General features: G+C 70.2%; 21 protein-coding genes. 12 read left to right on the forward strand and 9 right to left on the reverse strand.

The annotated features are described in order from the left end of the window. Positions 1-18: 18 nt before the first annotated feature. The 3 genes from ACWD2L_RS27700 to ACWD2L_RS27710 are packed head-to-tail and all read right to left on the reverse strand — an operon-like array spanning position 19 to position 3,955. Positions 19-2,013: a hypothetical protein gene (locus ACWD2L_RS27700; protein WP_351334948.1), complete on the reverse strand. Its 1,995-nt coding sequence runs from the start codon at positions 2,011-2,013 to the stop codon at positions 19-21. A gap of 41 nt (positions 2,014-2,054) precedes the next feature. After that, complete coding sequence (locus ACWD2L_RS27705) at positions 2,055-2,705, reverse strand: TetR/AcrR family transcriptional regulator (RefSeq protein ID WP_351334951.1); 651 nt, start codon at positions 2,703-2,705, stop codon at positions 2,055-2,057. Positions 2,706-2,737: 32 nt separating this feature from the next. Then, positions 2,738-3,955: an MFS transporter gene (locus ACWD2L_RS27710; protein ID WP_351335087.1), complete on the reverse strand. Its 1,218-nt coding sequence runs from the start codon at positions 3,953-3,955 to the stop codon at positions 2,738-2,740. 398 nt (positions 3,956-4,353) lie between these two features. Between ACWD2L_RS27710 and ACWD2L_RS27715 the strand changes: the two genes are divergently transcribed. From ACWD2L_RS27715 to ACWD2L_RS27745, 7 genes are all read left to right on the forward strand, one after another. Further along, entirely contained in the window at positions 4,354-5,481 is a 1,128-nt protein-coding gene (locus tag ACWD2L_RS27715; protein ID WP_351334953.1) for a zinc-binding dehydrogenase, read from the forward strand. A 76-nt stretch (positions 5,482-5,557) separates the two neighbouring features. Continuing rightward, positions 5,558-6,913 carry an ABC transporter substrate-binding protein gene (locus ACWD2L_RS27720; protein ID WP_351334956.1) on the forward strand — a complete coding sequence of 452 codons (1,356 nt, stop codon included), beginning with the start codon at positions 5,558-5,560 and terminating at the stop codon, positions 6,911-6,913. Then, positions 6,910-7,836 carry a carbohydrate ABC transporter permease gene (locus ACWD2L_RS27725; RefSeq protein ID WP_351334959.1) on the forward strand — a complete coding sequence of 309 codons (927 nt, stop codon included), beginning with the start codon at positions 6,910-6,912 and terminating at the stop codon, positions 7,834-7,836. Before ACWD2L_RS27720 ends, ACWD2L_RS27725 begins: the two co-directional genes overlap by 4 nt. Further along, positions 7,830-8,684, forward strand: coding sequence for a carbohydrate ABC transporter permease (locus ACWD2L_RS27730; protein WP_351334962.1), 855 nt, complete (start codon positions 7,830-7,832; stop codon positions 8,682-8,684). The genes ACWD2L_RS27725 and ACWD2L_RS27730 overlap by 7 nt, the downstream gene beginning before the upstream one ends. After that, complete coding sequence (locus ACWD2L_RS27735; protein WP_351334964.1) at positions 8,681-9,847, forward strand: mandelate racemase/muconate lactonizing enzyme family protein; 1,167 nt, start codon at positions 8,681-8,683, stop codon at positions 9,845-9,847. The genes ACWD2L_RS27730 and ACWD2L_RS27735 overlap by 4 nt, the downstream gene beginning before the upstream one ends. Positions 9,848-9,856: 9 nt before the next feature. Beyond that, on the forward strand, positions 9,857-10,597 hold the full coding sequence (locus tag ACWD2L_RS27740; protein WP_351334967.1) for a GntR family transcriptional regulator: 741 nt from the start codon (positions 9,857-9,859) through the stop codon (positions 10,595-10,597). A gap of 75 nt (positions 10,598-10,672) precedes the next feature. Next, positions 10,673-11,680 (forward strand): DUF2804 domain-containing protein, encoded by a 1,008-nt coding sequence (locus tag ACWD2L_RS27745; protein WP_351334969.1) that lies wholly within the window; start codon positions 10,673-10,675, stop codon positions 11,678-11,680. Positions 11,681-11,707: 27 nt separating this feature from the next. Here ACWD2L_RS27745 and ACWD2L_RS27750 read toward each other — a convergent pair whose 3' ends face one another. Then, entirely contained in the window at positions 11,708-13,411 is a 1,704-nt protein-coding gene (locus ACWD2L_RS27750; RefSeq protein ID WP_351334972.1) for an alpha/beta hydrolase, read from the reverse strand. Positions 13,412-13,609: 198 nt separating this feature from the next. On the opposite strand from ACWD2L_RS27750, the gene ACWD2L_RS27755 reads away from it, so the two are divergent. Continuing rightward, on the forward strand, positions 13,610-14,329 hold the full coding sequence (locus ACWD2L_RS27755) for a CPBP family intramembrane glutamic endopeptidase (RefSeq protein WP_351334974.1): 720 nt from the start codon (positions 13,610-13,612) through the stop codon (positions 14,327-14,329). A 6-nt stretch (positions 14,330-14,335) separates the two neighbouring features. Here the strand turns inward: ACWD2L_RS27755 and ACWD2L_RS27760 are convergent, their stop codons facing one another. Next, a complete protein-coding gene (locus tag ACWD2L_RS27760; RefSeq protein ID WP_451192076.1) occupies positions 14,336-14,689 on the reverse strand; it encodes a chemotaxis protein CheB in 354 nt (117 codons plus the stop codon). A gap of 394 nt (positions 14,690-15,083) precedes the next feature. Between ACWD2L_RS27760 and ACWD2L_RS27765 the strand changes: the two genes are divergently transcribed. Genes ACWD2L_RS27765 through ACWD2L_RS27775 form a run of 3 tightly spaced genes read left to right on the forward strand, consistent with a single transcriptional unit; the run spans position 15,084 to position 18,423 of the window. Continuing rightward, entirely contained in the window at positions 15,084-16,601 is a 1,518-nt protein-coding gene (locus ACWD2L_RS27765; protein ID WP_351334980.1) for an FAD-dependent oxidoreductase, read from the forward strand. Between the two features lie 51 nt (positions 16,602-16,652). Then, entirely contained in the window at positions 16,653-17,807 is a 1,155-nt protein-coding gene (locus tag ACWD2L_RS27770; protein ID WP_351334983.1) for a hypothetical protein, read from the forward strand. Positions 17,808-17,811: 4 nt separating this feature from the next. Beyond that, the gene (locus ACWD2L_RS27775; protein WP_351334986.1) at positions 17,812-18,423 is read left to right on the forward strand and encodes a TetR/AcrR family transcriptional regulator; all 612 of its coding nucleotides are present in this window, start codon (positions 17,812-17,814) and stop codon (positions 18,421-18,423) included. A gap of 24 nt (positions 18,424-18,447) precedes the next feature. Here ACWD2L_RS27775 and ACWD2L_RS27780 read toward each other — a convergent pair whose 3' ends face one another. The 4 genes from ACWD2L_RS27780 to ACWD2L_RS27795 form a co-directional block, all read right to left on the reverse strand. Beyond that, entirely contained in the window at positions 18,448-19,407 is a 960-nt protein-coding gene (locus ACWD2L_RS27780; RefSeq protein ID WP_351334989.1) for a dihydrodipicolinate synthase family protein, read from the reverse strand. Positions 19,408-19,480: 73 nt separating this feature from the next. Beyond that, positions 19,481-20,941 (reverse strand): exo-alpha-sialidase, encoded by a 1,461-nt coding sequence (locus ACWD2L_RS27785; RefSeq protein WP_351334991.1) that lies wholly within the window; start codon positions 20,939-20,941, stop codon positions 19,481-19,483. 25 nt (positions 20,942-20,966) lie between these two features. After that, positions 20,967-21,974 carry an acetylxylan esterase gene (locus ACWD2L_RS27790; RefSeq protein ID WP_351334994.1) on the reverse strand — a complete coding sequence of 336 codons (1,008 nt, stop codon included), beginning with the start codon at positions 21,972-21,974 and terminating at the stop codon, positions 20,967-20,969. Between the two features lie 254 nt (positions 21,975-22,228). Then, complete coding sequence (locus tag ACWD2L_RS27795) at positions 22,229-22,981, reverse strand: FadR/GntR family transcriptional regulator (RefSeq protein WP_451192081.1); 753 nt, start codon at positions 22,979-22,981, stop codon at positions 22,229-22,231. A 201-nt stretch (positions 22,982-23,182) separates the two neighbouring features. Here ACWD2L_RS27795 and ACWD2L_RS27800 point away from each other — a divergent pair, with 201 nt between their 5' ends. Further along, positions 23,183-24,739, forward strand: coding sequence for an ABC transporter substrate-binding protein (locus tag ACWD2L_RS27800; protein WP_351334997.1), 1,557 nt, complete (start codon positions 23,183-23,185; stop codon positions 24,737-24,739). The last annotated feature ends 32 nt before the right edge of the window (positions 24,740-24,771 follow it).

The raw sequence follows: 24,771 nt of genomic DNA on the forward strand, positions 1-24,771 counted from the left end.
GCCATCGGCAGGCGACCGTCAGGAGACGACGACCCTTACCCGGGCGAGGGTGTCGAGGCGCGCGAACGGGGTGGCCGGGTCCGCGTCCCGGTGGGCGGAGGCGCGGACGGTGACGAAGTGTGTGCCCCGCTGCGCGAAGGTGTGCCGTCGCTCGATCACCACGCGCGGGGCCGGGACGATCTCCTCGTGCGTCGCGAAGGCCGCGGTTCCGTCCAGGTCCCAGGCCGCGGCGACGATACTGCCGCCGTCGGGAGGGCAGGTGAACTCGGCGCGTAGCACGACCTCTTGACCAGGCGTCACCTCGGCGCGTTCGCCGCCGTTCGCGGTGAGCCGGGCCACGGGCTGTACTCCGCGTCGGTCGTGGGCGGCGGCGGGAACGTGCACCTGGCCGTCGGTGACGTTGTAGGCGGTGGTGGCGGGCGGTTCGACGCCCCGCTCGGCCCAGGCGGCCACGTCCCGCAGTGCCTGGTGGAGGGCGCCGAGATAGGAGACCGTGTGCGTGGGGTCCTCCTGGGCCTCGCTGTCGCCGTGCAGGGCGTGGTCGACGTACCAGAGGCGGAAGTTGGCCTGCTCGCCCTCCTCGCCGAGGTGCTCGCGGATCCGGCTTCGGTACCAGTCGCCCTGCCAGGGGAAGGCCTCGCGGTCGAGCAGACTGCACACGGCGACCATCTTGCCGTGCGGCCGGCCCTCGGGCAGCGATCCTGAGGCGGCGCCGGTGAACAACGGGCCGGCGAGGAGCTCGCGCTGCGGGTGGCGAGGGGTGCCGTCCGGGTTGCGGAACTGGTCCCAGACCGCGTACTCGGGGCCGGGCACCTGATGCCGGTGGTAGGTCTGGGCGGCGAGGAAGCCGCTGTTGTCGATCTCGATCTCGTCGCCCGGACGCAGCCCGTCCGGGCTCGCGCCACGGAATTGTTCGTCGAGGACGGCCAGGTCGCCGTGCACCTCGCTCAGTACGAACGAGCCGCCTGCCGCGGCTCCGGTGATGACGCGCAGGTCGGCTCCCTGGGCGGCGACACGGACGGGCACGCTCAGCCGGATCCCGGTCAACGGCTTGTCGGCGGAGGCGGAGGCGAAGGAGGTGTCGACGCCGCCCCGGACGGTGCCGTGCGGCGGCATGTCGTCGGACGCGGTGACCAGTTCGGCCACGGTGCAGCGGTGCCGCAGCCGGTCGCGGTGGAGGGAGCTGTCGGGTGCGGAGTCGGCGCCGAGGTGTCCGGGCCGCGTCCAGAAGTCCTCGAAGTAGCCGGCGTCCAGGGCCTCGACGCCGGGCTTCAGGACGCTGAAGGCGTGGTTGCCCATGGTGCGATGGCCGAACCAGGAGCGCGGCGGGAAGCCCATGCGGGTGGCCTCCTCCAGGGCGGCCCGCTGCTCGGCGTCCAGACCGGCGTACATGTCGCCGCCGCCCGGCTCGGTCGCGTCCACGATCGCCTCCAGCCTGCCCCGCAGCACCCGTTGGGCGTGCATGCGGACGCTGAAGACATTGGGGATCGCCATCGGGCTGCCGATGACGTAGGGGACGAATCCGTCCCACACACCCTCGGTGTTCTCGGCGGCGCCGATGGTGCGGTAGGCACCGCCGCTGCCGCCGTAGAGGTAGCCGTAGGGGCGGTGGTCGAAGCCGTAGACACGCACGGCGAGTTCGCGGGAGTAGCGGGCGCAGGCGGCGTTGGCGCGGTAGGCGCCGATGGTGGGATCGGCGCCCGAGGTGGGGTCGGCGTAGTCCGGACCGCCGCCGTTGGTCTCCAGGAAGTAGCCGCCGCTGTCGGCCGCGAAGCCGATGCGGTCCTCCTGCCCGCGGGCGGTCTGCGCCAGGTGCTCGCTCTGCGGAACCGGGGTCACATGCTGGAAGAAGCGGCCCGCGTACTGCTCGCGGGGCGGGAAGTACGCGGAGAAGCGGGTGTCGGTGCCGTGGAAGCCGCCGTGCAGGTAGCGGTGCGGGACCGGTTCCTGCCGCCACTCGTCCACGTCCGTGTAGGGCTTGCCGAAAAGCTCGTCGGCCTGATGTTCCATCATGTTCCTTTCCTACGAGGCTCGTTGTAGGCCCTGATGCGGCGTCAGAGGCCGACCTCGGGTCCGTCGAGCAGGGCGCGGGCCCGCATCCAGTTCTCCCCCGTCAGGCGGCGCACGCCGTCGGCGAGCAGGTCGTCCACCGGGACGTCGGCGTTGGTGATGCGCATCATGGTCAGGCCGTCGAAGAGGGCAGAGATCTGACGGGCGGTCTGTTCCGGGTCGAGGCCCGGGTGGGCGAGGCCGTCGCGCTGCCGGCGCTCGACCAGCCGGGCGAAGATGCGCACGCTGTGCTCCGTCCGGTCGTGGAAGTAGGCCGCCGCGGGGCTGCCCGGCGTGGCGGAGAGCCCCTTGAGCGTCAGATACAGGCGCAGCCGCCGCTCTTCGACGGGGCCCGGAGCCACGGCGCGCCGCAGCTCGTCGAGGTCGAGGCGTACGTCCTCTTCCTCGACACCGGCCTCCCGCACCGCCAGTTCGTCGGCCCGCACCATGCCGGCGACGAGCAGGTGCTCCTTGCCGGCGAAGTGGTAGAGCACGGTGGCCTCGGGGACCCCGGACTCGCGGGCGACCAGCGCGGTGGTCACCCGGTCGTGCCCGTGCTCGTCGACGAGACGCAGCACGGCGTCGGCGATGTCCGCGCGGCGCTTGCGGGAACGGGCGTACGGGCCGCGCTTGGCGGAGGGGGTGGTGTCGGTCATGTGGGCACGGTATGCGCTGCCCTGGGGCGGGTTCATCGCACGCCCCGCAGCCGAGCGGTGGTGAAGACACTGGCGACGGCACAGACCGCGCCGAGCAGCAGAAGGAGGGTGTAGGAGCCGCCGGTGACGGTCAGTACCGCCGAACCGAGGGCGGGGGCGAGGGTCTGCGGCACCGTCTGGGCGAGATTGATCAGCCCCAGGTCCTTGCCGACGCCCTCCGCGTCCGGCAGCACATCCGCCGTCAACGCGGCGTCGACGCCCATGAAGGCACCGAAGGCGAGCGACACCAGCCCCCAGGCGAGCAGGAATTGCGTCTCGGAGGTGATCCGGGTGACCAGCAGCATGCCGAGCCCCACCACCGAGCCCCCGAAGTAGACGAAGGGCCGCCGGCCGAACCGGTCCGACAACGGCGCGGCGGTCACCAGGCCGATCACGGTGAGCAGCCCGGCGACCGCGTTGACCGTGGCGACGCTCGCGGTGGCCGCGTGCAGGTCCAGGTCGAAGCGGGACTGGACGAAGTAGAGCAGACGTGTCTGAAGAACCGCGTAGGCCATGACGACGAGCACGCGGCCCGCGCACGCCCAGCGGAAGTTGTGGTCGCGGAAGGCGACGAACATCGTGCGCCACATCGGCGCTGGTGTGCCCCGGGGCGCCTGGGCGCGATCGTCGTCACGGCTGGATCGTTCGGGAGCCACCAGGACGAACACCACGGTCCCGACCAGCACCACCGCACCGAGGAACGTCGTGCCCACGGCAGGGGTGTCGACGAAGGCGGCGCCGAGCCAGCCCGCGCACGCGGCGGCCAGCGTGGTGGCGAGCGCGGGCAGCGCCCCGACGGTGCCGCGGCGGCTGCGTGGCACGCGTTCCGCCATCACCGTGCTGAGCGGTGTCGTCACGAGGACGACGGTGATCTGCGCGAGGGCGAAGGCCAGCAGGAGCGAGGTCGGTCCGGGGGCGAAGCCCACGGCGGCGAACGCGACCACCGCGCCCGCGCCGCCGGCCAGCAGCCAGGGCGCGCGCCGGCCCAGGCGGTGGCGCGTGCGGTCGGAGAGCATGCCGATCACGGGGCTGGCCAGCATCGAGACGGCCGCCCCCACCGAGGAGACGATGCCCAGCCAGGACTCCTTGTGCGCCTCGCCGACGAGTCGGGCGATCTGCACGGGCAACAGGACCGTGGCCACGGCGTTGACGGTGAGATAGACGGCCGTCTGAGCAGCCGTCAGAGCCGCCCCGACCCGGACAAGACCCACCCGCGGGAGGCCCGCTTCCGGAGCGTCTTCCGGTGCGCCTTCCGGCTCGTCTCCCCGGTTTCCCGGGACAGGTACGGAACGCGCGGACGGATCCGTGGCGTCCAAGACGGCCTCCTGGCGGGAGCGGCGCAGTGGATGGAGGGGGTGGAGCGTAGGAGCGAACCCTGAGCGTAGTCACAATTTCAGTCGAGACAAGACCTGCGAACGAACCCGTTGAACGAGTGAACTTCACGGCTCACTCCATTTTCACGCCCGCCCACCCATCTGGGACGGCTCGCGCTCCCCTCGACCAACCGGACTTCTTTCCTCCCACCCCCTGGACGCGCCGACGATCTTCCGCCTAATGTCTGCCGCATTCCATATTCCATAGAATCCAGAATCCAGGGAGCGAGCAGTCGATGAAGTCACGTGCGGCGGTCGTCACCGGGGTCGGAGAGCCCGTCGAGATCCGTGAGTTCGACGTGCCCGAGCCGGGGCCCGGCCAGTTCGTACTGAAGGTCGAGCTCACCGGGATGTGCGGCACGGACGCACACATCCGTCGCGGGCGGCTCGCCAGTGTCACCTTCCCCGCCCTCCTGGGTCACGAGATCGTCGGCACACTCAGCGCACTCGGCCCCGGCGTGCACACCGACCACGCGGGTCGGCCGGTGTCCCTGGGCGACCGTGTGGGCGTCCTCCCAGCACTGAGCTGTGGCACCTGCTTCGACTGCCAGGTCCGGCACCGGCCCGACGCCTGCCAGGACCGCCGCCCCTCCTACGGCTTCGCCTCGCCCATCGGCCAAGTCCCGGACCTGAGCGGTGGGTTCAGCGAGTACCTGTTCGCCTCCAACGTCGGCACCGTCTTCCACCGCACCGAACTCCCGCCCGGCATCGCCGTTCTGCAAGAACCCCTGTCGGTGGCGCTGCACGGCATCGACAGGGGCCGGATCGGGGTCGGCAGCTCCGTCGTCGTCCAAGGGGTCGGCGCGATCGGGCTGATGGCGGTTGCCGCGGCCCGTGCGGCGGGCGCAGGCCGGATCGTCGCGCTCGGCGACCCGGGCACACGTCTGGAACTCGCCCTGGAACTGGGCGCGGACGACGTCGTCGACATCGGCGAGCACACCGGGACCGAGGCTCGCCGACGTGCGGTCCTGTCCGCGCTGGGCCGCCCGGCGGGCGCGGACTGCGTGATCGGCACGGCCGGCTCACCCCAGGCGTTCACCGAGGCCATCGGTTACCTCGCGAGCGGCGGAGTCCTCGCCGAACTCGGCAACTTCACCGACAGGGGCACCATCCCCTTCAACCCGTTCAGCGACCTGCTGCAACGCGACCTGACGCTCACCGGTGTCTACGGCGCGGGCCCCGACATGCAGCGCCGCTACCACCAGGCGCTGACTCTCCTTGAGCGGGAGGACCGGCCGTACGAGCGCGTGGTCAGCCATCGCGTGCCCCTGGACCGTGTCGGCGAGGCGCTCTCCGCGCTGGAGGGCAGCTACTCCCTCGACGGCCGGGATGTCGTCAAGGTCGCTTTCAGCCCCGTGAGTTGACGACTTACCCCCGCCATTTTCGTCCCACCCCTCCCCCCTTCTTCCTGCCCCGACGGTGACGAGGAGACCGCGTCCCATGCGAAGAATCCCCCTGCCGGTCGCGGCCGCGACAGCCGCGGCCGCCCTGGTACTTGCCGGCTGCTCCACTCCCCCGCAGAAGGGCGGCGCCGGCACTCTCGGCACGGCCCAAAAGCCCGTGGAAATACGGGTGTTGGCCAATGACGCCTTCGCCAAGCAGTGGCAGGACAAGCTCGTGCCACAGTTCCGCAAGGAGTACCCGAACATCAAGGTCAGGGTCGACGGGCTGCCCTATGCGGACCAGTTGCCGAAGACCATGCTCGATCTGACCGGCGTGTCACCCACGTACGACATCGTGCTCGCCGACGATCCCTGGATCCCCCGGCTCGCGGAGACCGGCGCGCTGCTCGACCTGCGCAAGGGGGATGCCCGCAAGACCACCGGCAAGGACTACGACTGGGCCGACTTCACCCCCTCTGACCTGGCGGCAGGCCAGGCCGATGGACACCAGTACGCCGTCCCCGTACGCACCAACCTGATGCTGATGTTCTACAACCGGGCCCTCTACAAGAAGGCCGGGGTCGCCGAGCCCGACGAGCACACGACCTGGAAGCAGTACCTCAAGGACGCCTCCAAGCTCGACCAGGACACCGACGGGGACGGCAAGAAGGACTCCTGGGCGGTCGGGACCTACTTCACCAAGGACCCACTGACACCCACCATCTGGCAGACGATGCTCAACGCCGACGGCGGACAACTGATGGACGACAAGCATCACGTCACGTTCAACAACGCCAAGGGTGTCAAGGCCTTGCAGACCCATATCGACCTGCTCAAGCACGCTCCGCCCGGTGCGAGTACGTATCAGTTCAACGAGCCGCTGGAGGCGTTCCGGCAGGGCAGGACAGCCACCATGTTCATGTGGGGCAGTGTCTACAAGGGCACGGCCATGGACAGCGCGTCCACGAAGCTCGGCTCCGGGGACGTCGGCATCACCACGATGCCCGCCGGCTCAGCGGGACCCAGCACACACCGTGGTGTGTGGTCGGCGGCGGTCACCAAGAAGTCGCCCCACCAGGCCGCCGCGTGGACGTTCCTGCAGTGGGTGACCTCGAAGAAGGGCGAGCAGTGGGTCGGCGCCCATCTGGGGTCGTTCCCCGCCCGCCGTTCCACCCTGGCCGATCCTCCGGCCGAGTGGCTGCGCCCCGTGTACAGCGCCATCGAGAAGGGCGACAAGGCGGTCAAGGCCGGGAAGATGTACCGTCCCCGGCTCCCCGAGTCCGACGCCGTACAGCAGATCCTCGCCCTGGAGACCAGCCGGGCCATGTCGGGCGAGACGACCGCGAAGGAGGCCCTGGACCGGGCGGAGAAGGACATCTCCACGCTCCTCGCGGCGAAGGGGTACGACCAGTGAGCGCCCCGACGACGACACCCCGCGGGCTGCTGCCCTTCCGCCGTGGCGCGCGGCTCGGTGAACAGGGCACCGCGTGGCTGTTCCTCACCCCCGCTCTCGTGCTGCTCGGCGGCATGCTGCTCTACCCCATCGCGTACACGGTCTGGGTCAGCTTCTCCTCCTTCGACCTCGCGAAGTTCGAGCCCTCCGGCTGGGTGGGGTGGAGCAACTACCGGCTGGTGCTGCAGGATCCGGGCTTCGCCCAGTCCCTCAAAGTGACCGGCATCTACCTGATCCTCGCCCTGCCACTCCAGATGGTGCTCGGGTTCGCGATCGCGTTTCTGCTGAACGTGGAGTGGAAGGGCCGCGGCGTGCTGCGGGCGCTCTTCCTGATCCCGATGGTGGTGGCTCCCGTCGTCGCCGGCGGGATGTGGCGGATGCTGCTCGACCCCATGTGGGGCGTGGTCAACTACGTACTCGGGCTTGTCGGCATCGGGCCCGTCGAGTGGCTCGGCGACCCGACACTCGCCATGATCAGCCTCGTGGTGATCGACACCTGGCGCTGGACCCCCTTCGTGGTGCTGATCGCCTCGGCCGGGATCATGGCACTGCCCACCGAGGTGTACGAGGCGGCCCGTGTGGACGGCGCCTCCGCGCTGCGCACACTGTGGCGGATCACGCTGCCGCTGCTCGTGCCGGTGATGTCCGCCGCGTTCATCGTGCGATGGCTGGGTGCGGTCAAGATGTTCGACATCGCGCTCGCGGCCACCAAGGGCGGCCCGGGACAGGCCACCGATGTGGTCAACCTCTACATCTACGACAAGGGTTTCCGCAGCCTGGAGTTCGGCAGCGCCTCCTCCATGGCGACGCTGGTGCTGCTGCTCACGCTGGTGGTCACCTACGTGCTCTTCCGGATTACCCGGCGGTTGGAGAACCGATGGTGAGCGAGACGGTACAGACGGCGCCGGGACCGAAGTGGGGCCGAGTCTTCGCGATCGGCGGGGCCATCCTGGTGACACTCGTCTTCCTGTTCCCGGTGCTGTGGATGGTGAGCATCTCCTTCAAGCTGCCGCGTGACATCTTCTCCGTCCCGCCCCGCCTCTTCAGCGAGCTGACATCGGCGAACTACACGAGCTACTTCCAGCAGGCCCGCATCCTGCCCCGCATGGTCAACACGGTGATCGTGGCGGGTGGTTCGGCCGTCATCTCGATGGTCGTCGGCTCGATGGCCGGCTACGCGCTGTCGCGGCTGCGCATGCGCGGCGCGGGCGTCGTCGCGGGACTGATCCTCGCCTCGCGTGCGGTGCCGCCGATCGCCCTGGTCGTCCCGATGTTCCTCGTCGCACGCAAGCTCCAGCTGACCGACCAGTACATCACCGTGATCCTCGCCTACATGACGTTCCTGATCCCGTACGTGGTGTGGCTGATGCAGGCCTTCTTCCGCGGTCTGCCGCGGGAGTTGGAGGAGTCGGCGATGGTCGACGGGTGCACACGGTTCGGCGCCTTCTTCCGCATCATCGTGCCGTGCAGCCTCAGCGGCCTCGTCTCGACGCTGATCTACTGCGTCATCCTCGCCTGGGAGGAGCTGCTGTTCGCCCTGGTGCTCACCAACGACCACGCGGTCACCATCCCGGTCGCCATCGCGGGCATGGCCGCGGACACGGAACGGGGCGGCCTGTGGGGCCCGTTGGCGGCCGTCGGGGTGCTGACGGTACTGCCCGTCGTCATCTTCGCGCTCGCCGTGCAGAAGTACCTCGTCAAGGGCCTCGCCGACGGAGCGACCAAGGGATGACCACACGCATACGGGACGTCCGCGCCCGCCTCGTCGAACTGCCCTACCCGCGCCCCTTCCACCCCTCCTGGGCACCTGAGGGCGGCCACCGCGCCATGTCGGCCGTCATCGTGGAGGTGGAGACGGAGGACGGCATCGTCGGGGTGTCCGGCGGCGACATGGGACACGGCACCGGGCCGATGCTCCTGGAGACCATCCGTACGTGGCTCAGGCCCGCGCTCGTCGGCCTCGACGTCCTCGCGACCACGGGCATCGCCAACCGACTGCGGTACGTCGCCGAATACGTCTTCCCCCGGCCCTGGGTCGTGGGCGTCGCCGTCTGGGACGCGGTGGGCAAGGCCTGCGGCCGGCCGCTGCACCAGTTGTGGGGCGGTGAGCGCACCGCCATTCGCGCGTACGCGAGCTTCGGCGAAGTGCGCGACCGGCATCAGCGGGCCGACGATGCCCTCCAAGTGGTGGCGGAGGGATTCACCGGCATCAAACTGCGGGTGCACGCGGACACGATCGCCGAGGACGTGGCCCAAGTGGCCGCCGTACGCGAGGCGGTGGGGCCCGACGTCACGCTGATGGTGGACGCCAACCAGGCGGCCGCGTCCTGGCGCTACCGTCCCGACGGCAGCCGCATGATCTGGGACTTCGAGCGGGCGCTCACCACCGCGCGGGAGTTCGCCGACCTCGGCGTGGCCTGGCTGGAGGAACCGCTGGGGCGTCACGACTACCGCTCCCAGCGGGAGTTGACGGCCGCCTCCCCCATTCCCATCGCGGGCGGGGAGCACAACCGCGGCCTGGGTCAGCTCGTCCGTCTGCTGGAGGACGACTGCTTCAGCATCTACCAGCCCGACGCCAATGAGAGCGAGGAGATCGGCGCGCTGCGGATGTTCGGGATGATGGCCGCGGCGCGGCAGCGGAAGGTGATCCCGCACGCCTGGGCGACCGGCCTCGGCGTGGCGGGGAACCTGCAGCTGTGCGCTTCGCTGCCGAACTGCGACTGGCTGGAGTATCCGTACGACCCCCCGGTGATCGTGCCGGAGGTCTTCCACGTGATGCTCACCCGGCCGCTGCTGCCCGACGCCTCCGGGAACGTACCGCTTCCCGAGGGCCCGGGGATCGGCGTCGAACTTGACCATGCGGCGATCGAGCCGCTGACCGTACAGCAGGTGTGAGAGGCGCACATGACCCGACGACCTTCCTCCGCGGACCCGGCCCTGTCCGGTGGGCCGGCCCCGCGACCGCCCGAGCCCTTCCGTACCAAGGCCGACCTGGCCGCGGAGCACATCAAGCAAGAGATCATGTCGGGGCGGGCGGCACCCGGCACGAAGCTCGTGGCGCGCACGGTCGCGGAGGCGGTCGGCATCAGCGAGACCCCCGTCAGGGAGGCCGTCAAGCAGCTGGTGTCGGAGGGCTGGCTCGTCGAACGGCCGCACGTGGGCGCGGTGGTGGCGCAGGTGACCGTCGACAACGCGCGTGAGCTGTACGGGGTCAGGGCGGCGCTGTCGGCGCTGGCCCTGGAGCTCGGCGGGCCGCTGACGGGAACCAGGCTCGACCAGGTCGACGAGGTGCTGGCCGAGTCCGTCGAGGCGGTCGGCGAAGGGGACGTGGCCCGCTTCGCCGCCCTCAACCGGCGGTTCCACTCGCTGCTCTGTGACACCGGGCAGACGCAGATGATCCACCGGATGCTGACCGGGATCTGGTCCAAGACCGAAACCGCCCAGCGCGGGTTCCGTCTGGTGCCCTGGCGGCTTCCGGAGTCCCACGCCGAGCACGTGGCCATCAGGGACGCGCTCGCGGGCGGGTCGTTCCAGGAGGCGGCGGAGCTGGTGCGCGCCCACGAACTGGCGGCGATGGACGCGCTGATCCAGGCACTGGAGGAACAGTCCGCGGCCGACGGCGCCGGGCCCCGCGGGGCCAACTGAAGCGCGGCGCGCCCTGTTCCCCTTCACCAATGGTCCGGCCTCATTCACAGGGGCCCAGAGTTCAAGGAGAACTTCATGCACACCGGGCACCGCGTAGCGGAGCGCGAGATCACCGAGCGGACCAATCTGTGCCGTCCCGACGGGCGGCTCAACCCGGACGCGGTCGGCTGGAGCAGGACGCCCCTGCACCACACCAACCTCAAGGGCTGGGGCCGCACGATGCGCTGGGAGTACTGGTGTGTCGTCACGCCGAACCATGTGTTCGCCGTCACCGCCTCCAGCCTCGACTACCTGTCCAGCAAGGGCGCCTGGTGCCTGGACCGGCGCACGAACACCCCCCTTCATTCGGTGGAGGTGACCAAGCCGGCCCGTGGCGTGCAGTTCCCCGACCGCTGCGGGGAGGGCAGCGTGTGGCTGGGGCCCGGCCAGAACTCCGTCTCCATCGAGGAGGTCCCCGGGCACACCCGGCTGCGGGTGAAGGCCGGTGAGTTGCGGGCCGACCTTCGGGTGGAGCGCGTTCCGGGGCGGGACAGCCTGGCGGTGGTGGTGCCGTGGTCGGATCGGCGCTTCCAGTACACGGTCAAGGACGTGGGCCGCCCCGTGGAGGGCACCATCACCGTGCGGGGCGAGGAGTTCCCGGTGTCCGCCGAGGAATCCGTCGCCACCCTGGACCACGGCCGGGGCCGCTGGCCCAGCAGCACGCTGTGGAACTGGGGCGCCGCGCACGGCCACGTCGACGGCCGCGAGGTCGGCCTGCAGATCGGCGGCAAGTGGACCGACGGCACCGGCAGTGTGGAGAACGGCCTCTTCCTCGACGGCCGGTTGCACAAGATCAGCGAAGAGCTGGTGTGGCGTTACGACAGCCAGGACTGGTACGCGCCGTGGCACATCACCGGTGAGCGTGTCGACCTTGAGTTCCAGCCCGAGTACGTGCGTTCCTCCGACGCCACTCGGCTGTGGATGCGCAGCCGCGAGGACCAGGCATTCGGCCGCTACCGGGGCCGGGTCGTCGACGACGCGGGCGAGACCGTGGAGGTGCGGGACCTCTACGGCTGGGCCGAGGAGGTCCACCGGCGCTGGTGAGCGGCACGGAGGTGCGGTCGCGGCTGGTCAGGACGTCAGTCGGCGGGCGAGACGTTCGGAGTCCGCCTCGGTCCAGCCGGGCGGCCGGGTGATCTCCGCCCATGCGCTGGTCGGCATCGCGCCGTACCGGTGCCCGTAGCCGTCGGGGACGTCCGCCGCGCCGGCCATGTCGCAGGCCACCTGCCAGAACGTGAGCAGCGGGTACCAGCGCATGGCCGGTGACACGTCCCCGGCCCGCGGTGTCAGCATCCAGTCCGGTTTGTTGACGGCGAGCCCCGGCGACCACCACACCACCGGGTCCGACCCGTTCTGCAGGTAGACCGACCGCGGCTGTCGCCAGGGCGCGTCCGGGATCGTGTAGTCACGGGGTACCTGGGCGAACCGCACGTTCGCCCCGTTGTCGTAGACCGGCCGCCACTGCGGGCTGCCGGTCCGGCGGCCGTCGGTGACCCGGTTCCACAGCGGGTTGCTGTACGTGGGGCCGACGAACAGCGCCCCGTCGACCTTCGAGGTGAGCGCGTCCGGGGATCCGCCGAGCGCGTGCTCCATCGCGTACGATCCCAAACTCTCGCCGTACACGAGGAGTTGAGGCCGGTCGCCCTTGGGCAGCGTGAGCCACTTGCGGCGCACCGCGTCGAACAGGGCGGAACCGGCGTCCGCGGCCTCGTCCTCCGTCAGCACCGACACACCACTGGGCAAGTACGAGTACTGCATGGCCACCAGGGCGCTGTCGCCGCCCCACATGTACTCCAACGGCTTGCTGCCCTGCTCGTTGATCCAGCCGGTGCCGGTGGTGCCCATCACGGCCAGCACCTTGCGGGAGAAGCCGCCGGTGCGTTCCAGCTCGCGTACGGCGAGGTCGGCCCGCTTCTGGAGGGTGTCGGCCGAGCGGAGACCGACGTACACCCGCACCGGATCCTTGGCCGGTGCATGGGTGAACGACGCGATGTCCTCACGGCGGGTGGCCTCGCCGACGAAGTCCCGGCCCTTGGCGCCCAGGCTGTCCCACGGCGCCTGCGACGGCGGACTGCCCGAGAGCGTGGCCAGCTCGGGCCGCACGATGCCCTCCGTGGTCCCCTGGTCGGTCAGCGACGCGGCGCTCTCGATCACGCGCAGGGCCCGGCCGACCAGAACCCCTTGAGCGAAACCGATGGCGATGAGGGCGACCAGGACGACACCGACGGCGTACGCCACAGGGCGCGGCACATGACCCCCTGCGAGGTTCGTCACGACACGTGTCGCAAGGCGCAGCACGCGGGCCACGCCCAGCACGAGCAGCGCCAGCACGGCGGAGACCAGCGGCACCAACGCCCATTGCCACCACACCACCTGAGGTGGCATCGACACGGCCCGGCGCACATCACCCTGCCAGCGCACGCTCCGCGCCGTCAGCACCACGACGGCCGCGACCGCGACGGCGGCCACCGCCCACTTCACCCACCCGTGACGCGTACGTGGTGGATACAGCCCGGCGCGGCCGGCGATCCGGCGCGTCACCGCGTCGAGAATCGCACCGACGGCGTACCCGACCACCGCCGTGACGCCCGCCGCGAGCCCTTGCAGCCACCAGGCGCGCGGCAGGAGCGAAGGCGTCAGTGACAGGCAGTAGAAGACCGCGGCCAGCACGCACCCGCCCCAGGAGAACCCTCTGAACACGACCCGCTCAGACCCCGCGTGCCGACGGAACCAGGACCGCGGCCTGCCGTACACCTGATACGAACTGTGCTCCACCGCAGGCACTCCTCAGGCCGCGCTCGACACCTCCGGAGAGGGGACCGCGGCAACGGCAACCGGTTCCGACAACTTGCCAGTAATGTCGCATCAATCCAGGCTTGGCACTACTTGTGCGCACCTACTTGTACACATCTACTGACGCACACCTACTCACGCCCATCTATACGGACCGTCGGCGGACGAGGTGACCCATCCATGCAGGCACCCTTCACCGGGCGCATCTCCCACGCCTCGGCCCTCGCCTGCGCCGTCGGCGTGCTGGTACTGACCAACCTCGCCAACAACCGCTGGATCCCTTCCTGGATCCTGCTCACCGCGGTGGTCAGCACCTGCGTGCTCGTGCTGCTCCTGCTCCGGGCCGGCGGCGAGTGGGCCGATCTCGGTCTGGCCCGGGACTCGCTGGGCACCGGCGTGCGCTGGGCCCTCGCCCTCATCGGCATCGTCGCCGCCGTCTACGTGTGCGCCGCCGCTCTCCCGGCCACCCGCCACCTGTTCGAGGACAACCGCAACGACGGCCTCGGCCTGCCCGAGGTGCTGCTCAAGTCACTGATGATGGTTCCCCTGGGAACCGTCCTTCTGGAGGAGACGGCGTTCCGCGGTGTCCTGTACGGCCTGATCCAGCGCATGCGCGGCCCCACGGCGGCCATGCTGGGCTCGTCGCTGCTCTTCGGCCTCTGGCACATCCTGCCGTCGCTCAACCTCGCCAACGACAAGCCCGCACTCACGTCCACCTTCGGGAACTCCGTACTGGGCACCGTCCTGGTCGAACTGGGCACGGTCCTCTTCACCGCGGCGGCGGGATGCGTCCTCTGCCTGCTCCGGAACCGCAGCGGCAGCCTGCTGGCCCCGATGGGCCTCCACTGGGCGACCAACGCCCTTGGGTACGTGTTCGGGTATCTGTGGAGTCGGGCATGAGGGCCCTCAACAACGCCCCACCAGACGGGCGATGGCCGGTGCGATGTCCTCCAGGGGCAGGACGAGGTCGACCAGTCCGGTGTTGATCGCCGAGCGGGGCATGCCGCGGAACTCGGCTGTGGCCGGGTTCTGCACGATGACGGTGCCGCCGTGCTTCTTCACCGCGGTGATGCCTCGTGAGCCGTCGCCGTCGGCGCCGGTGAGTACGCAGGCAATGGTCCTGGAACCGTAGGCCTTCGCGGCGGACTCGAACATCGGGTCGGCGGCCGGGCGGGCGTGGTTCACCGGCTCCTCCTCCGTCAACGCCAGCGTCCTGGACGTCCCCACGCACAGGTGCCGGTCCGGCGGAGCGATGTACACGGTGCCCAGATCGGGGTCCTCCCCGTCCTCGGCCAGCTTGATCCTGAGGTCGGTCCGGGGGGGGACAGCACGGAGACGATCCGCGTCTCGCGGGAGCGCCGAAGGTGCTGCACCACCAGAACGCCGACAACTCCCCGCTCAGGCCGCCCAACAGCGTCCCCAGGCCCTGAATCCCACCCGCGGACGCGGCCACCAGAACAATCACCAGAAGTGGAAGAAGCACCGGTACTCACCTTTGGAGAGTAACCCCCGGCGCGGCCCAGCAGGCGGAAGCCCCTGTGCCTGCGCCCTGCCGGAAGGCTGACGGTCAAAGCCTGGTGACTTCGGGGCGTAGCTGTTAACTTCCCCCTCCACGATCATACATTCAGTCATTACGTGTATGAATGGAGCGACTATGCGGGGAACGACGGCCGTGGTGCTGGGCGGCAGCGTGGCGGGGCTGTGTGCGGCGGGGGTGCTCGCGCGGCACTTCGACGAGGTGGTCGTGCTGGAGCGGGACCAGCTCCCGCCGGACGCTCAGCATCGGCGGGGCGTGCCGCAGAGCAAGCATCCGCACTTCCTTCTCAACTCCGGGCGCCGCGCGATCAGTGAGATCTTCCCCGGGTTCGAGGAGGATCTGATCGCGGCGGGCGGGATGCTCCTGATGCCGTCGCTGGACGCGGCGTACTGCGAGAACGACGGCTGGGGGCCGCGCCAGGCCGGCTCGATGACGATGGTGTACAGCTCCCGCGTGCTCATCGAGCGGGTCCTGCGCGACAAGGTCCGTGAGCTCCCGGCCATCGAAATCCGCGAGGGTGTGAGTGTCACCGGGCTGCGGACCAGCGGGGGCGGGACCGCCGCCGGGCGGGTCGAGGGGGTCGACTTCCGTACGGACGACGGCGGTTCGGGGCAGCTCTCCGCCGACCTGGTCGTCGACGCGCTGGGGCGCGGCTCGTCCGTCGCCGACTGGCTGGCCGGGGCCGGGTGGCCGGCGGCGGCGGAGAAGACCCTCGACGCCAAGGTCACGTACACCTCGCGGTGGTACGACCTGCCACCCGCCGACCGGCGTCCCGAGTCCTGGTGGTGGAAGCACCTGGTCGTCACCCCGACCCAGGACACCGGCGACCACCCCGAGGAGCACGAGTTCCTCAGCAACTTCTTCCCGATCGAGGGTGATCGGGCGATCGTGTGCATGGGCGCGTGGGGTCTGCGGATGCCCCGCGAGGTCGGCACCTTCGAGGCCGCGGCGGACCGCGTACGGGCGACGGCCTTCGGGCAGGCGATGCACACCTGCACACCGACCTCCGAGGTGCACCTCACCCGCTCGACCGGCAACAAGTGGCGCCGCTTCGACCTGCTCGAACGGCCGCCGCTCGGCCTGGTGAGCGTTGGTGACTCGATCTGCGCGTTCAACCCGTTCTACGCCCAGGGGATGAGTTCGGCGGCCCGCTCCGCGCTCATCCTCGCCGAGCTGCTGCGCGGCCGCGAGGCCCTCGACGCCGCCTTCTTCCGCGAGTTCCTCGGCCGGCAGAAGAAGTCGCTCGACGTGCCGTGGATGCTCGCGATGGCCCGTGACCAGGCCTACGACTTCGCGACCGGGAGCGAGGTCGTCGCCGCCTGGCGCCGCAACCTGTCGGCGCGCCTCAGCTGGCCGGTCTTCAACGCCATCACCGCGACGAGCCGTGAAGACGCCTACGTGGAGCGGACGTTCGCCGAGGTCTTCAACCTCGACAAGTCGCTGCGCGAGATGGCCACCGACCCGCGGTTCTGGTTCCGTATCGCGCGCTACAAGGTGCGTCGACTGCTCGGCCGCACGGTCGTACCCGGTGGGTTCGACGAGCAACAGGACCCGCCCGCGACCGACTTCACGGATGCCACCACCAACGGCGCCGACCGCACGCCCGCCGCGGACCCCGCTCTCGTCAAGGACTGAGACACACCACGCTGAGACATCCACCGGCACGACCGATCCGAGGAGCGACGGATGGGCTACACATGCGACTCAGCGGCCGAGCGCATCTCGGAAGGGCTCGGATTCTCGTGCCATGACGCCGCCCCCGTCGTGGACCTCCGCAACCCGTTCGACCTCGAGAGCGGCACGATGCCGTTCCTCGAACTGCTCGTCATCGGCGGCGCGGTGTTCGCCCTCGTCCACGCGTGGCGGCGGTGGCGGCGCGACGGCGACCCGGTCAACATCTCGCTGTGGTTCGGCTCGGTCGTCTACCTGGCGGTAATCGAACCGCCGCTCTACTTCCCGAGCTGGTTCGGGCTGCAGGAGCACGTGGGGCTCATCTTCTCCCACAACGTGTTCACCGTGCAGTTCATGTACGACCGGCTGCCGCTCTACATCGTCGCCTTCTATCCGGCGCTGTCGCAGCTCGCCTACGAACTGGTCCGCGTCCTCGGCGTCTTCGCGCGGCGGGGACCGCTGGCCGGTTCGCTGGCCGTCGCGTTCGTCTGCCAGGTGTTCTACGAGATATTCGATCAGCTCGGGCCCCAACTGAAGTGGTGGGCCTGGAACCCCGACAACACGTTGATCAACGAGCCGGCGCTCGCCTCGGTCCCGATGAACAGCATGTTCCTGTTCGCCTCGGTGTCCTTCGGCGCGATGACCTACCTCGTCGTACGGCTGGTCGGCGCAAAGGACGCCGGGGAGGGCGGAGAGGCAGGCAGGGGTGCGCTTTCCGGCCGTCGGATCGCCCTGCGCACCCTGGCCGCCGGTGTGCTGACACCACTCGCGATGGGTGTCGCCGGGATACCCAGCAACCTGTTCAGCGGCGGGGACCAGCTCGGGATCCAACGGGCCGTCCTCGGGGTCGAGTTGGCCCTGGTCTGGCTCGTCGGCCTCTACCTGCTCGCGGACTCCTGGCGCGCGCGGCGGGCCGACCCGACACCGGCCCCGGCGGCGTCACCGTGGTTCGCCCGGGTCTACCCGGCGGTGTACCTCGTCGCCCATGTCCTCCTCTGGCTGGTCGCGTTGCCGGCGTACTTCGCGGCGTCCGACGGCGTCACCGAGCAGGGCACGCCGGTCGGAAGCCTCTGGTACACCGGCCTGTGCGCCGTCGCCGCCGCCGGTCTCGTGGTGGCCGCACTGCGCGCGACCATGCCCCAACGGGCCGAGGAGCTTGTGCGATCCTGAGGGCATGGGTCATCACGGCTGGGGAGGCCGCCCTCCCGCATCGGACGCGGAGGCGCGGCAGCGGATCATCGACGCGACCGCCCGCTGCGTCGACCGGCACGGCGCGGCGAAGACGACCCTGTCCGACGTCGCGGGCGAACTCGGTGTCACCCGGCAGACCGTGTACCGCCACTTCGGCGGCATCGGTGACATCATCGGCGAGGTGGCGGCCCAGGGCGCCGAGTCGTTCGTCGACTCGATGATCGCGCACCTGCAAGGCGTCACCGACCCGGCGGATGCCGTGGTCGAGGGCATGATCTTCTGCGTGCGGACCATCCCCACCGAGCCACGCCTGAGCCTGCTGCTGCAGCGTGGCGACACCACCGCCTTCGGGCGCGGCGCCACCACCGGTGACACCATCACCTACGGCGCCAAGATGTTGCAGCGGTTCCCCGTCGACTGGGCCGCAGCGGGCATCGGCGAGGCCGATCTCGACGGCCTCGCCGAGATCATCATGCGGCTCCTGACCTCGCTGCTCCAGCACCCCGGCGAGCCCCCGCAGGACGAAGCCCGGCTCCGCGCCCTCCTCAACCGCTGGCTGGCCCCGGCCCTGTCCGGCACGCCGCGGCCCGGGTAGGCGGCCTGCCCCAACGGCGGACCGTCACCGTGCTGGAAGCAGCCCGGCGCTCCGCAGGTGTCGCTCGACGGATGCGACGGAGGTGTCGGCGAGCGGGATCTGCGGCGCGGCCGTGACACCGTGTGTGAACACACCGAGCAGGCGCAGGGCGTGCTTGAAGCCGCCGAGGGCGGAGGAGTTGCGGCCCATGTCGGTCTCCGGGCCCGTGTCGACGAGGCCGAACAGTTCGACGAGGCGCTCCTGCTCCTTGACCGCGGTGTCCAGGTCGCCGCCGCGTACGGCGTCGTAGAGGCGGACGTATCCGGCCGGGTCGACGTTGCCGAGTCCGGGTACGACACCGTCGGCGCCCGCCAACAGGGCGGCGTCCACGGTCAGTTCGGATCCCGTGAGGATGCTGAAGGAGGGCGCGGGGCCGTCGGCGCGGCCGCGGCGTCCGCCGAGTTCGACGAGGAGTCGCCGCAAGGACCCCTCGTCGCCGCTGCTGTCCTTGAGTCCGGCGAGTGTGCCGTCCTCGGCGAGTTCGCGTACCAGCGCGGCGGAGAGCTTGGTGTGTACGCAGACGGGCAGATCGTAGGCGAACAGGGGAAGGTCGACCCGCTCGCGCAGCAGGCGGAAGTGGCGGGCGATCTCGACCGGGTGTGTACGGGTGTAGAAGGGCGCGGTGGCCACCAGCGCGTCGGCGCCGGCCGCGAGGGCGGCGCGGCCGTGTTCCGCGACGCGGGGTGTGGTCATGTCGATGACACCGGCGAGCACCGGGACCCGTCCGCGGGCGGCCTCGATGACGGTCTCCAGGGCGACGGCCCGCTGCCGGTCGGTGAGGAAGGCGACCTCGCTGCTGGAGCCCAGGGCGAACAGTCCGTGCACTCCCCCGTCCACCAGGTGGTCGACGAGCCGGGCGAGGGAGGCCGTGTCGACGTCACCGTGCGCGTCCAGCGGGGTGCAGACGGGCGGGACGACGCCGCGGAGGGGCTGGGGCCAGGACATGGGGTCTCCAGAAATGTACGTGGGTGGTTCGGAGGGAAACAGGGCCGCCCGGCACCCGGGCGGCCCTGCAGTACTACGGCGTGGTGACGTTCAACGACGTTTCCCCGTAGGCGTGTTGACGGCCGCGGACCTGGTAGTCCGCTGTCGCCTTGACGGTCCCGGCGGTGGCGTCCGCGGGAACCGTGACAGGGACCTTCACGGTGGCGCCCTGGCCGGGGTTGAGCGCGGGCACGGTGACGGCCGGTGCGCTGTAGCCCTTCGGCAGCGTCAGCGAGACCGAACCGGCGGGCAGGGCCGCGTCGTTCTGGCTGACGACGCGGACGGCGACCTCGGTGGTGGCTCCGGCCTTCAGGCTCGCGGGCGGTGTGACGGTGACGGGCGCGCAGACACCGCTCAGCCACTGGAGGTCGAAGGACGAGTAGGTGATGTGCCGGTAGTCGTCGCGCTCCCAGAGCAGGCCCGTGCGCGGGTTGGCCGCGGTGCCGTCGCCGAGCTGGGTGAGGGTGGAGTACGCGGCGGAGCCGGCCTCGACGGTCCTGCGGATCGGCCAGTTCTGCCCGTTGTCGCAGGACAGGCGGACGGTGAGGTTGCTGCGGCCGCTGGTGGTCGCGGTGTTGCTGAACATCAGCCAGTTCGCGCGGGGGTGCGAGGCGTCGACCCCGGGCGCGTAGCGGGAGATGGAGCCGTTGTTGGCAGGGTCCGGCAGCTCGGTGTCCTGCTTGAAGGGTGTGTAGGTGACACCGCCGTCGCTCGAGTACGCCACCGTCCGGTACGGGGCGGAGCGGTTGTTGAGCATGACGCGGCCGTCGGACAGCTCCACGGTCTTGTTCTCGTCGCCGCCGGGGCCGACGGGGGTGCCCATCTTCCAGGTGGCGCCGTGGTCGTCGCTGTAGGCACTGACCGCGTAGTTGGCGCCGTTGTTCCGGATCGCGTACTGCTGGATCAGGCGGCCCTTGTACGTGCCGTGCCGCAGCTGGATGCCCTCTCCGGAGGCCGCGAACATGCCGGCCCACGCGGGGTTCTTGATGTCGGCGGTGATGCGCTCGTGCTTCCAGGTCAGGCCGTCGTCGTCGGAGTAGCTGTAGTCGGCCTGCAGGACGTCCGGGTCGCTCTCGTCGTTGCCGGTGGCCGAGCCGAAGAAGCCCTGGTTCACCGAGGCCGCGTAGAAGAGGAAGATGCGGCCGCTCTCACGGTCCACGAGGAGGCTCGGGTCGCCGTACCCCTTCGGGGCGGCGTCCTTGCGCACCACCTGCTGGGCCTGCCAGGTGGCGCCGCCGTCGGTGCTGCGGCGCACCATCACACCGATGTTGCTGGGCAGGTCGGAGAGGGTGGGGCGGGCGTCGTAGGCGGCCAGCAGCGTGCCCTTGGCGGTCGAGGTGAGCGCGGGGATGCGGTAGTAGGGCGAACCGGTGCCTGCGGTCGCCAGGTCCTGCGAGGTGAGGATGCCGGCGGTGGCTCCGTGGGCGACGGTCGTGGTGGCGGCCACGACGGCGAACGCCGCGGCGAGGGTGGCCAGGGTGACTCTTCGCTGCATGAACGGACCTCTTCTCGGTTGGGGATCAGACGAGTTGGGGGTCGTACGGGGGCCGGGCGCCGGTCTCCGCGGCAAGGAGTGCGCGCACCCAGCTGAGCTGTTCACGCCGGTGGTGGCCTCCGCCGCCTTCATGGCCGTTGAACTCGTAGACGCGGACGTCCTTCGGACCGGCGTATCGGTGATAGGCGGCGAAACAGGTGGAGGGCGGGCAGATGTCGTCCATCATCGCGATGGAGAACAGGGCGGGCGCGGTGGCGCGCGAGGCCAACAGTGCGGCGTCGACGTACGAGAGCGTGGTGAACACGGTGTCGGTGCGGTCGCGGTGCAGCCGCAGGTACTCGGCGATCTCGGTGTAGGGGCTGGTGGCGGAGATCCGTGCGGCGCGGCGGATGTCGCACAGGAACGGGACGTCCGGCAGCACTCCGGCGAGACCGGGTACGAGCGCGGCCACCGCGAGGGCGATGCCGCCTCCCTGGCTGATGCCGGTCACCACGATCCGGCCCGGGTCGACGGCCGGGTGGGCGCGGACGGCGTCGACGCAGCGTACGGCGTCGGTGATCACCCGCCGGTAGTAGTGGCTGTGCGGGCGTTCGATGCCTCGGGTCAGGAATCCGGGGACCGTACCGACGAGGGTGGCCGTGTCGGGTGTGTCGCCTCCGGCGGTCGACCAGCCCTGGCCCCTCGTGTCCATGATGAAGTGCGCGTATCCGGCGTTCGACCACAGCAGTTGCTCGTGCGCGAGTCCGCGTCCGCGCCCGTATCCGAGGAACTCGACGACGCAGCCGAGCGGTTCGCTCGTCCCTGCGGGCAGGTGCAGCCAGCCGCGTACCGGCTCGCCGTCGAAGCCCGGCACGGTGACGTCGTACGTCGTCACCTGGGTCAGGCCGGTGTCGACCGGTGCGAAGTGCGGCGGGGCGCCGAGGGCGCGCGCCTGGTCGAGCGTCTCGGACCAGAACCGGTCGAGGTCCGCGGGCTCGTCGAGGTCGGGCAGCAGTGCCAGGCACTCGGCGAGGGTGAGGTCCGTCAGTGGCATGAAGGGGCCCGGTGGGTGAGGGCGTGCGCACGGCGCGACGCGGGGGTACGGGCTGCGGAGGGCAACCGGCACGAGGGACAGAAGACGTCTGATGTCTGCTGTCCTGGACCTTAGGGATCTCCGAGAAACGCGTCAAGTGCCCACGCGGATGGAACAGTTGATGCCGGCCCCCGCCGGATCACGGCATGGATCACGGCATGCAAAAGCGGCGCAGCCCCCGTGTCGAGGGTCTGCGCCGTTGGTCAAAGGCCAGGTCAGCGGCGGGCGCGTGCCTCCGCGATGCGGCGGCGCACCGGCGCGTAGTGCTCGCTCAGCGCGGCCGCGAACTCGGCGGCGTCGCGGGTGCGCACGGCGTCCACGATGCGGTCGTGGTTGGCGATGGTGGCCGCCTCGTGCTCGTGCGTGAACACGTCGAGGTGCGGCGCGACGACGACGTACACGTCCCAGAACGCCGCGGACAGCTGCCCCATGAGGTCATTGCCGAGCGGCGCGACGAGCAGCGTGTGGAAGGCCCGGTCGGCGTCGACGAACCCGTGCCCGTCCCCCGCGCCGGCCCCGCGCATCGTGTCGACAAGCCCCTGGAGGTAGTCGACCTGATCGCCCGTCAGCGTGGTGACGATCCGCTCGGCCATGCCCCGCTCGAAGAGCTCGCGCACCTCGATCAGGTCCGACATCACCTGGAAGTCGTCGTCGGGGCTGAGCAGTCCGCGGAACGTGAGGCTCTCGACGAGGGCGGACAGGCTCAGCCTGCCCACATAGGTGCCGTGCCCGTGCCGCACCTCGACGATGTCGAGCGCGGTGAGGATCCTGATGGCCTCGCGCACGCTGGAGCGGCTTGCCCCCAGGGCCTCGCACAGCTTGGGCTCGGTCGGCAGCGGGTCACCGGGGCGGAGCTTGTTGCGCAGAATGTACGCCTTGATGCCGTCGACGACCTCCTGCCTCAACGGCTGTCGGACCGGCTTGAGTTCGGGCGTGACCACCCGCGCCGCACCCTGTTCCACCGCCACCTCTTGACCCCTTTCGGTTCACCGGGCTACGTTCCCACACTATCAAGGCATCAGACATCAGACGTCTGATGCATTTCGATGAGGCGCCGACCATTCACGCCGCCGCCGCTTGCTCCCACTTCTCGTTTCCCGCTTCTCGTTTCCCGCCTGGAGGACTCCTTGCCCTCGCGCAGCGCAGTCGGCGTCAACCGCCGCACCTTCATGAGATACACGAGCGCCATCGGCGTGACGACCGCGATCACCACGGGCCTGACGGCCTGCGGCGGCCCCGCCTCCAGTGGCAACGGCGCGAAGACGTCCGGCGGCACCGGCTCCGGCACGATCGAAGCCGGCCTGTCCTACCCGCTGTCCACGGGTTTCGACCCCATGATCACGTCCGGCGCCACGCCGTACGCCGCGAACATGCACATCTTCGAGGGCCTCGTCGATCTGAACCCGGCCACGCTCGTCGCCCGGCCCGCGCTGGCCACCCACATGCCGAAGAAGATCAATGCGACGACGTACCGTGCGACTCTCCGCAAGGGCGCGACCTTCCACGACGGCTCCGCCGTGACCGCCGACGACGTGGTCTTCAGCTTCGAGCGGGTCCTCGACCCGAAGAACGCTTCGCTGATGGCCCAGTTCGTCCCGTTCATCGACAAGGTCGACGCCGTCGACGAAGGCACGGTCGAGTTCAAGCTGAAGTACCCCTTCGCGCTCTTCCCCTCCCGGATCTCCGTGGTGCGGATCGTGCCGAAGAAGATCGCGGGCGCCGACGCCAAGGCCTTCGACGCCAAGCCGGTCGGCTCCGGCCCCTACCGCTTCGTGTCCGCGGTCCGCGAGGACAAGATCGTGATGGAGAAGTACGCCAAGTACAACGGCCCGCACCCGGCCAAGGCCCAGAAGATGACATGGCACCTCATCTCCGATCCCTCCGCCCGGGTGAGCGCCCTGCAGTCCGGCCGCGTGCAGGCCATCGAGGACGTGCCCTACATCGACATCAAGGGCTTCACCGGCAAGAACGAAGTCGAGTCGGTGCAGTCCTTCGGCCTGCTGTTCCTGATGTTCAACTGCGCCGACAAGCGGTTCGCGGACAAGCGGGTCCGCCAGGCGCTGCACTACGCGCTGGACACCGAGAAGCTCATCAGGACGGCGCTGCTCGGCAAGGCGGCGCCGGCCACCGGGTACGTGCCCGCGACCCACCCGGACTACCACAAGGCCGCCACCGTCTACGGCCACGACGTCGCCAAGGCCAAGAAGCTCCTCGCCGAAGCCGGGGCCACGAAGCTGTCCTTCACCCTGCTGCTCACCGACACCGGCTGGGTCAAGGACATCGCCCCGCTGATCAAGGAGAGCTGGGCGGCGGCCGGCGTCGACGTCACGCTCGACATCGCCCAGTCCCCCGCCCAGTACGCCAAGGTCGACAAGGGCGACTTCGACGCGCTGGCCGCGCCGGGCGACCCGTCGGTCTTCGGGAACGACGCCGACCTGCTGCTGCGCTGGTTCTACTACGGCTTCTGGCCCGAGAAGCGCTACGGGTGGACCGGTTCGGCCGCGTACAAGAAGACAAAGTCGCTGCTCGACCAGGCCGCGAGCAGCGCCGACGAGAGCAGGCGCAAGGAGCTGTGGGGCCAGGTCACCGATCTGGTCGCCGAGGAGGCCGCCCTCTATCCGGTGCTGCACCGCAAGCTGCCCACCGCCTGGACCTCCGACGCGCTCACCGGGTTCAAGCCGCTGCCCACCACCGGCCTCTCCTTCGTCGACGTCGGCCGCGCCTGACGCCGGGCGGCCCGGCCACCAACCTCTAGGAA

Source organism: Streptomyces sp. NPDC002754 (genome assembly GCF_053592315.1).

Coding starts and splice junctions, on each gene's coding strand:
- ACWD2L_RS27700 (WP_351334948.1), bottom strand. CDS start 2,013: ATGATGGAACATCAGGCCGACGAGCTTTTCGGCAAGCCCTACACGGAC.
- ACWD2L_RS27705 (WP_351334951.1), bottom strand. CDS start 2,705: ATGACCGACACCACCCCCTCCGCCAAGCGCGGCCCGTACGCCCGTTCC.
- ACWD2L_RS27715 (WP_351334953.1), top strand. CDS start 4,354: ATGAAGTCACGTGCGGCGGTCGTCACCGGGGTCGGAGAGCCCGTCGAG.
- ACWD2L_RS27720 (WP_351334956.1), top strand. CDS start 5,558: ATGCGAAGAATCCCCCTGCCGGTCGCGGCCGCGACAGCCGCGGCCGCC.
- ACWD2L_RS27730 (WP_351334962.1), top strand. CDS start 7,830: ATGGTGAGCGAGACGGTACAGACGGCGCCGGGACCGAAGTGGGGCCGA.
- ACWD2L_RS27735 (WP_351334964.1), top strand. CDS start 8,681: ATGACCACACGCATACGGGACGTCCGCGCCCGCCTCGTCGAACTGCCC.
- ACWD2L_RS27740 (WP_351334967.1), top strand. CDS start 9,857: ATGACCCGACGACCTTCCTCCGCGGACCCGGCCCTGTCCGGTGGGCCG.
- ACWD2L_RS27745 (WP_351334969.1), top strand. CDS start 10,673: ATGCACACCGGGCACCGCGTAGCGGAGCGCGAGATCACCGAGCGGACC.
- ACWD2L_RS27755 (WP_351334974.1), top strand. CDS start 13,610: ATGCAGGCACCCTTCACCGGGCGCATCTCCCACGCCTCGGCCCTCGCC.
- ACWD2L_RS27765 (WP_351334980.1), top strand. CDS start 15,084: ATGCGGGGAACGACGGCCGTGGTGCTGGGCGGCAGCGTGGCGGGGCTG.
- ACWD2L_RS27770 (WP_351334983.1), top strand. CDS start 16,653: ATGGGCTACACATGCGACTCAGCGGCCGAGCGCATCTCGGAAGGGCTC.
- ACWD2L_RS27775 (WP_351334986.1), top strand. CDS start 17,812: ATGGGTCATCACGGCTGGGGAGGCCGCCCTCCCGCATCGGACGCGGAG.
- ACWD2L_RS27780 (WP_351334989.1), bottom strand. CDS start 19,407: ATGTCCTGGCCCCAGCCCCTCCGCGGCGTCGTCCCGCCCGTCTGCACC.
- ACWD2L_RS27785 (WP_351334991.1), bottom strand. CDS start 20,941: ATGCAGCGAAGAGTCACCCTGGCCACCCTCGCCGCGGCGTTCGCCGTC.
- ACWD2L_RS27790 (WP_351334994.1), bottom strand. CDS start 21,974: ATGCCACTGACGGACCTCACCCTCGCCGAGTGCCTGGCACTGCTGCCC.
- ACWD2L_RS27800 (WP_351334997.1), top strand. CDS start 23,183: ATGAGATACACGAGCGCCATCGGCGTGACGACCGCGATCACCACGGGC.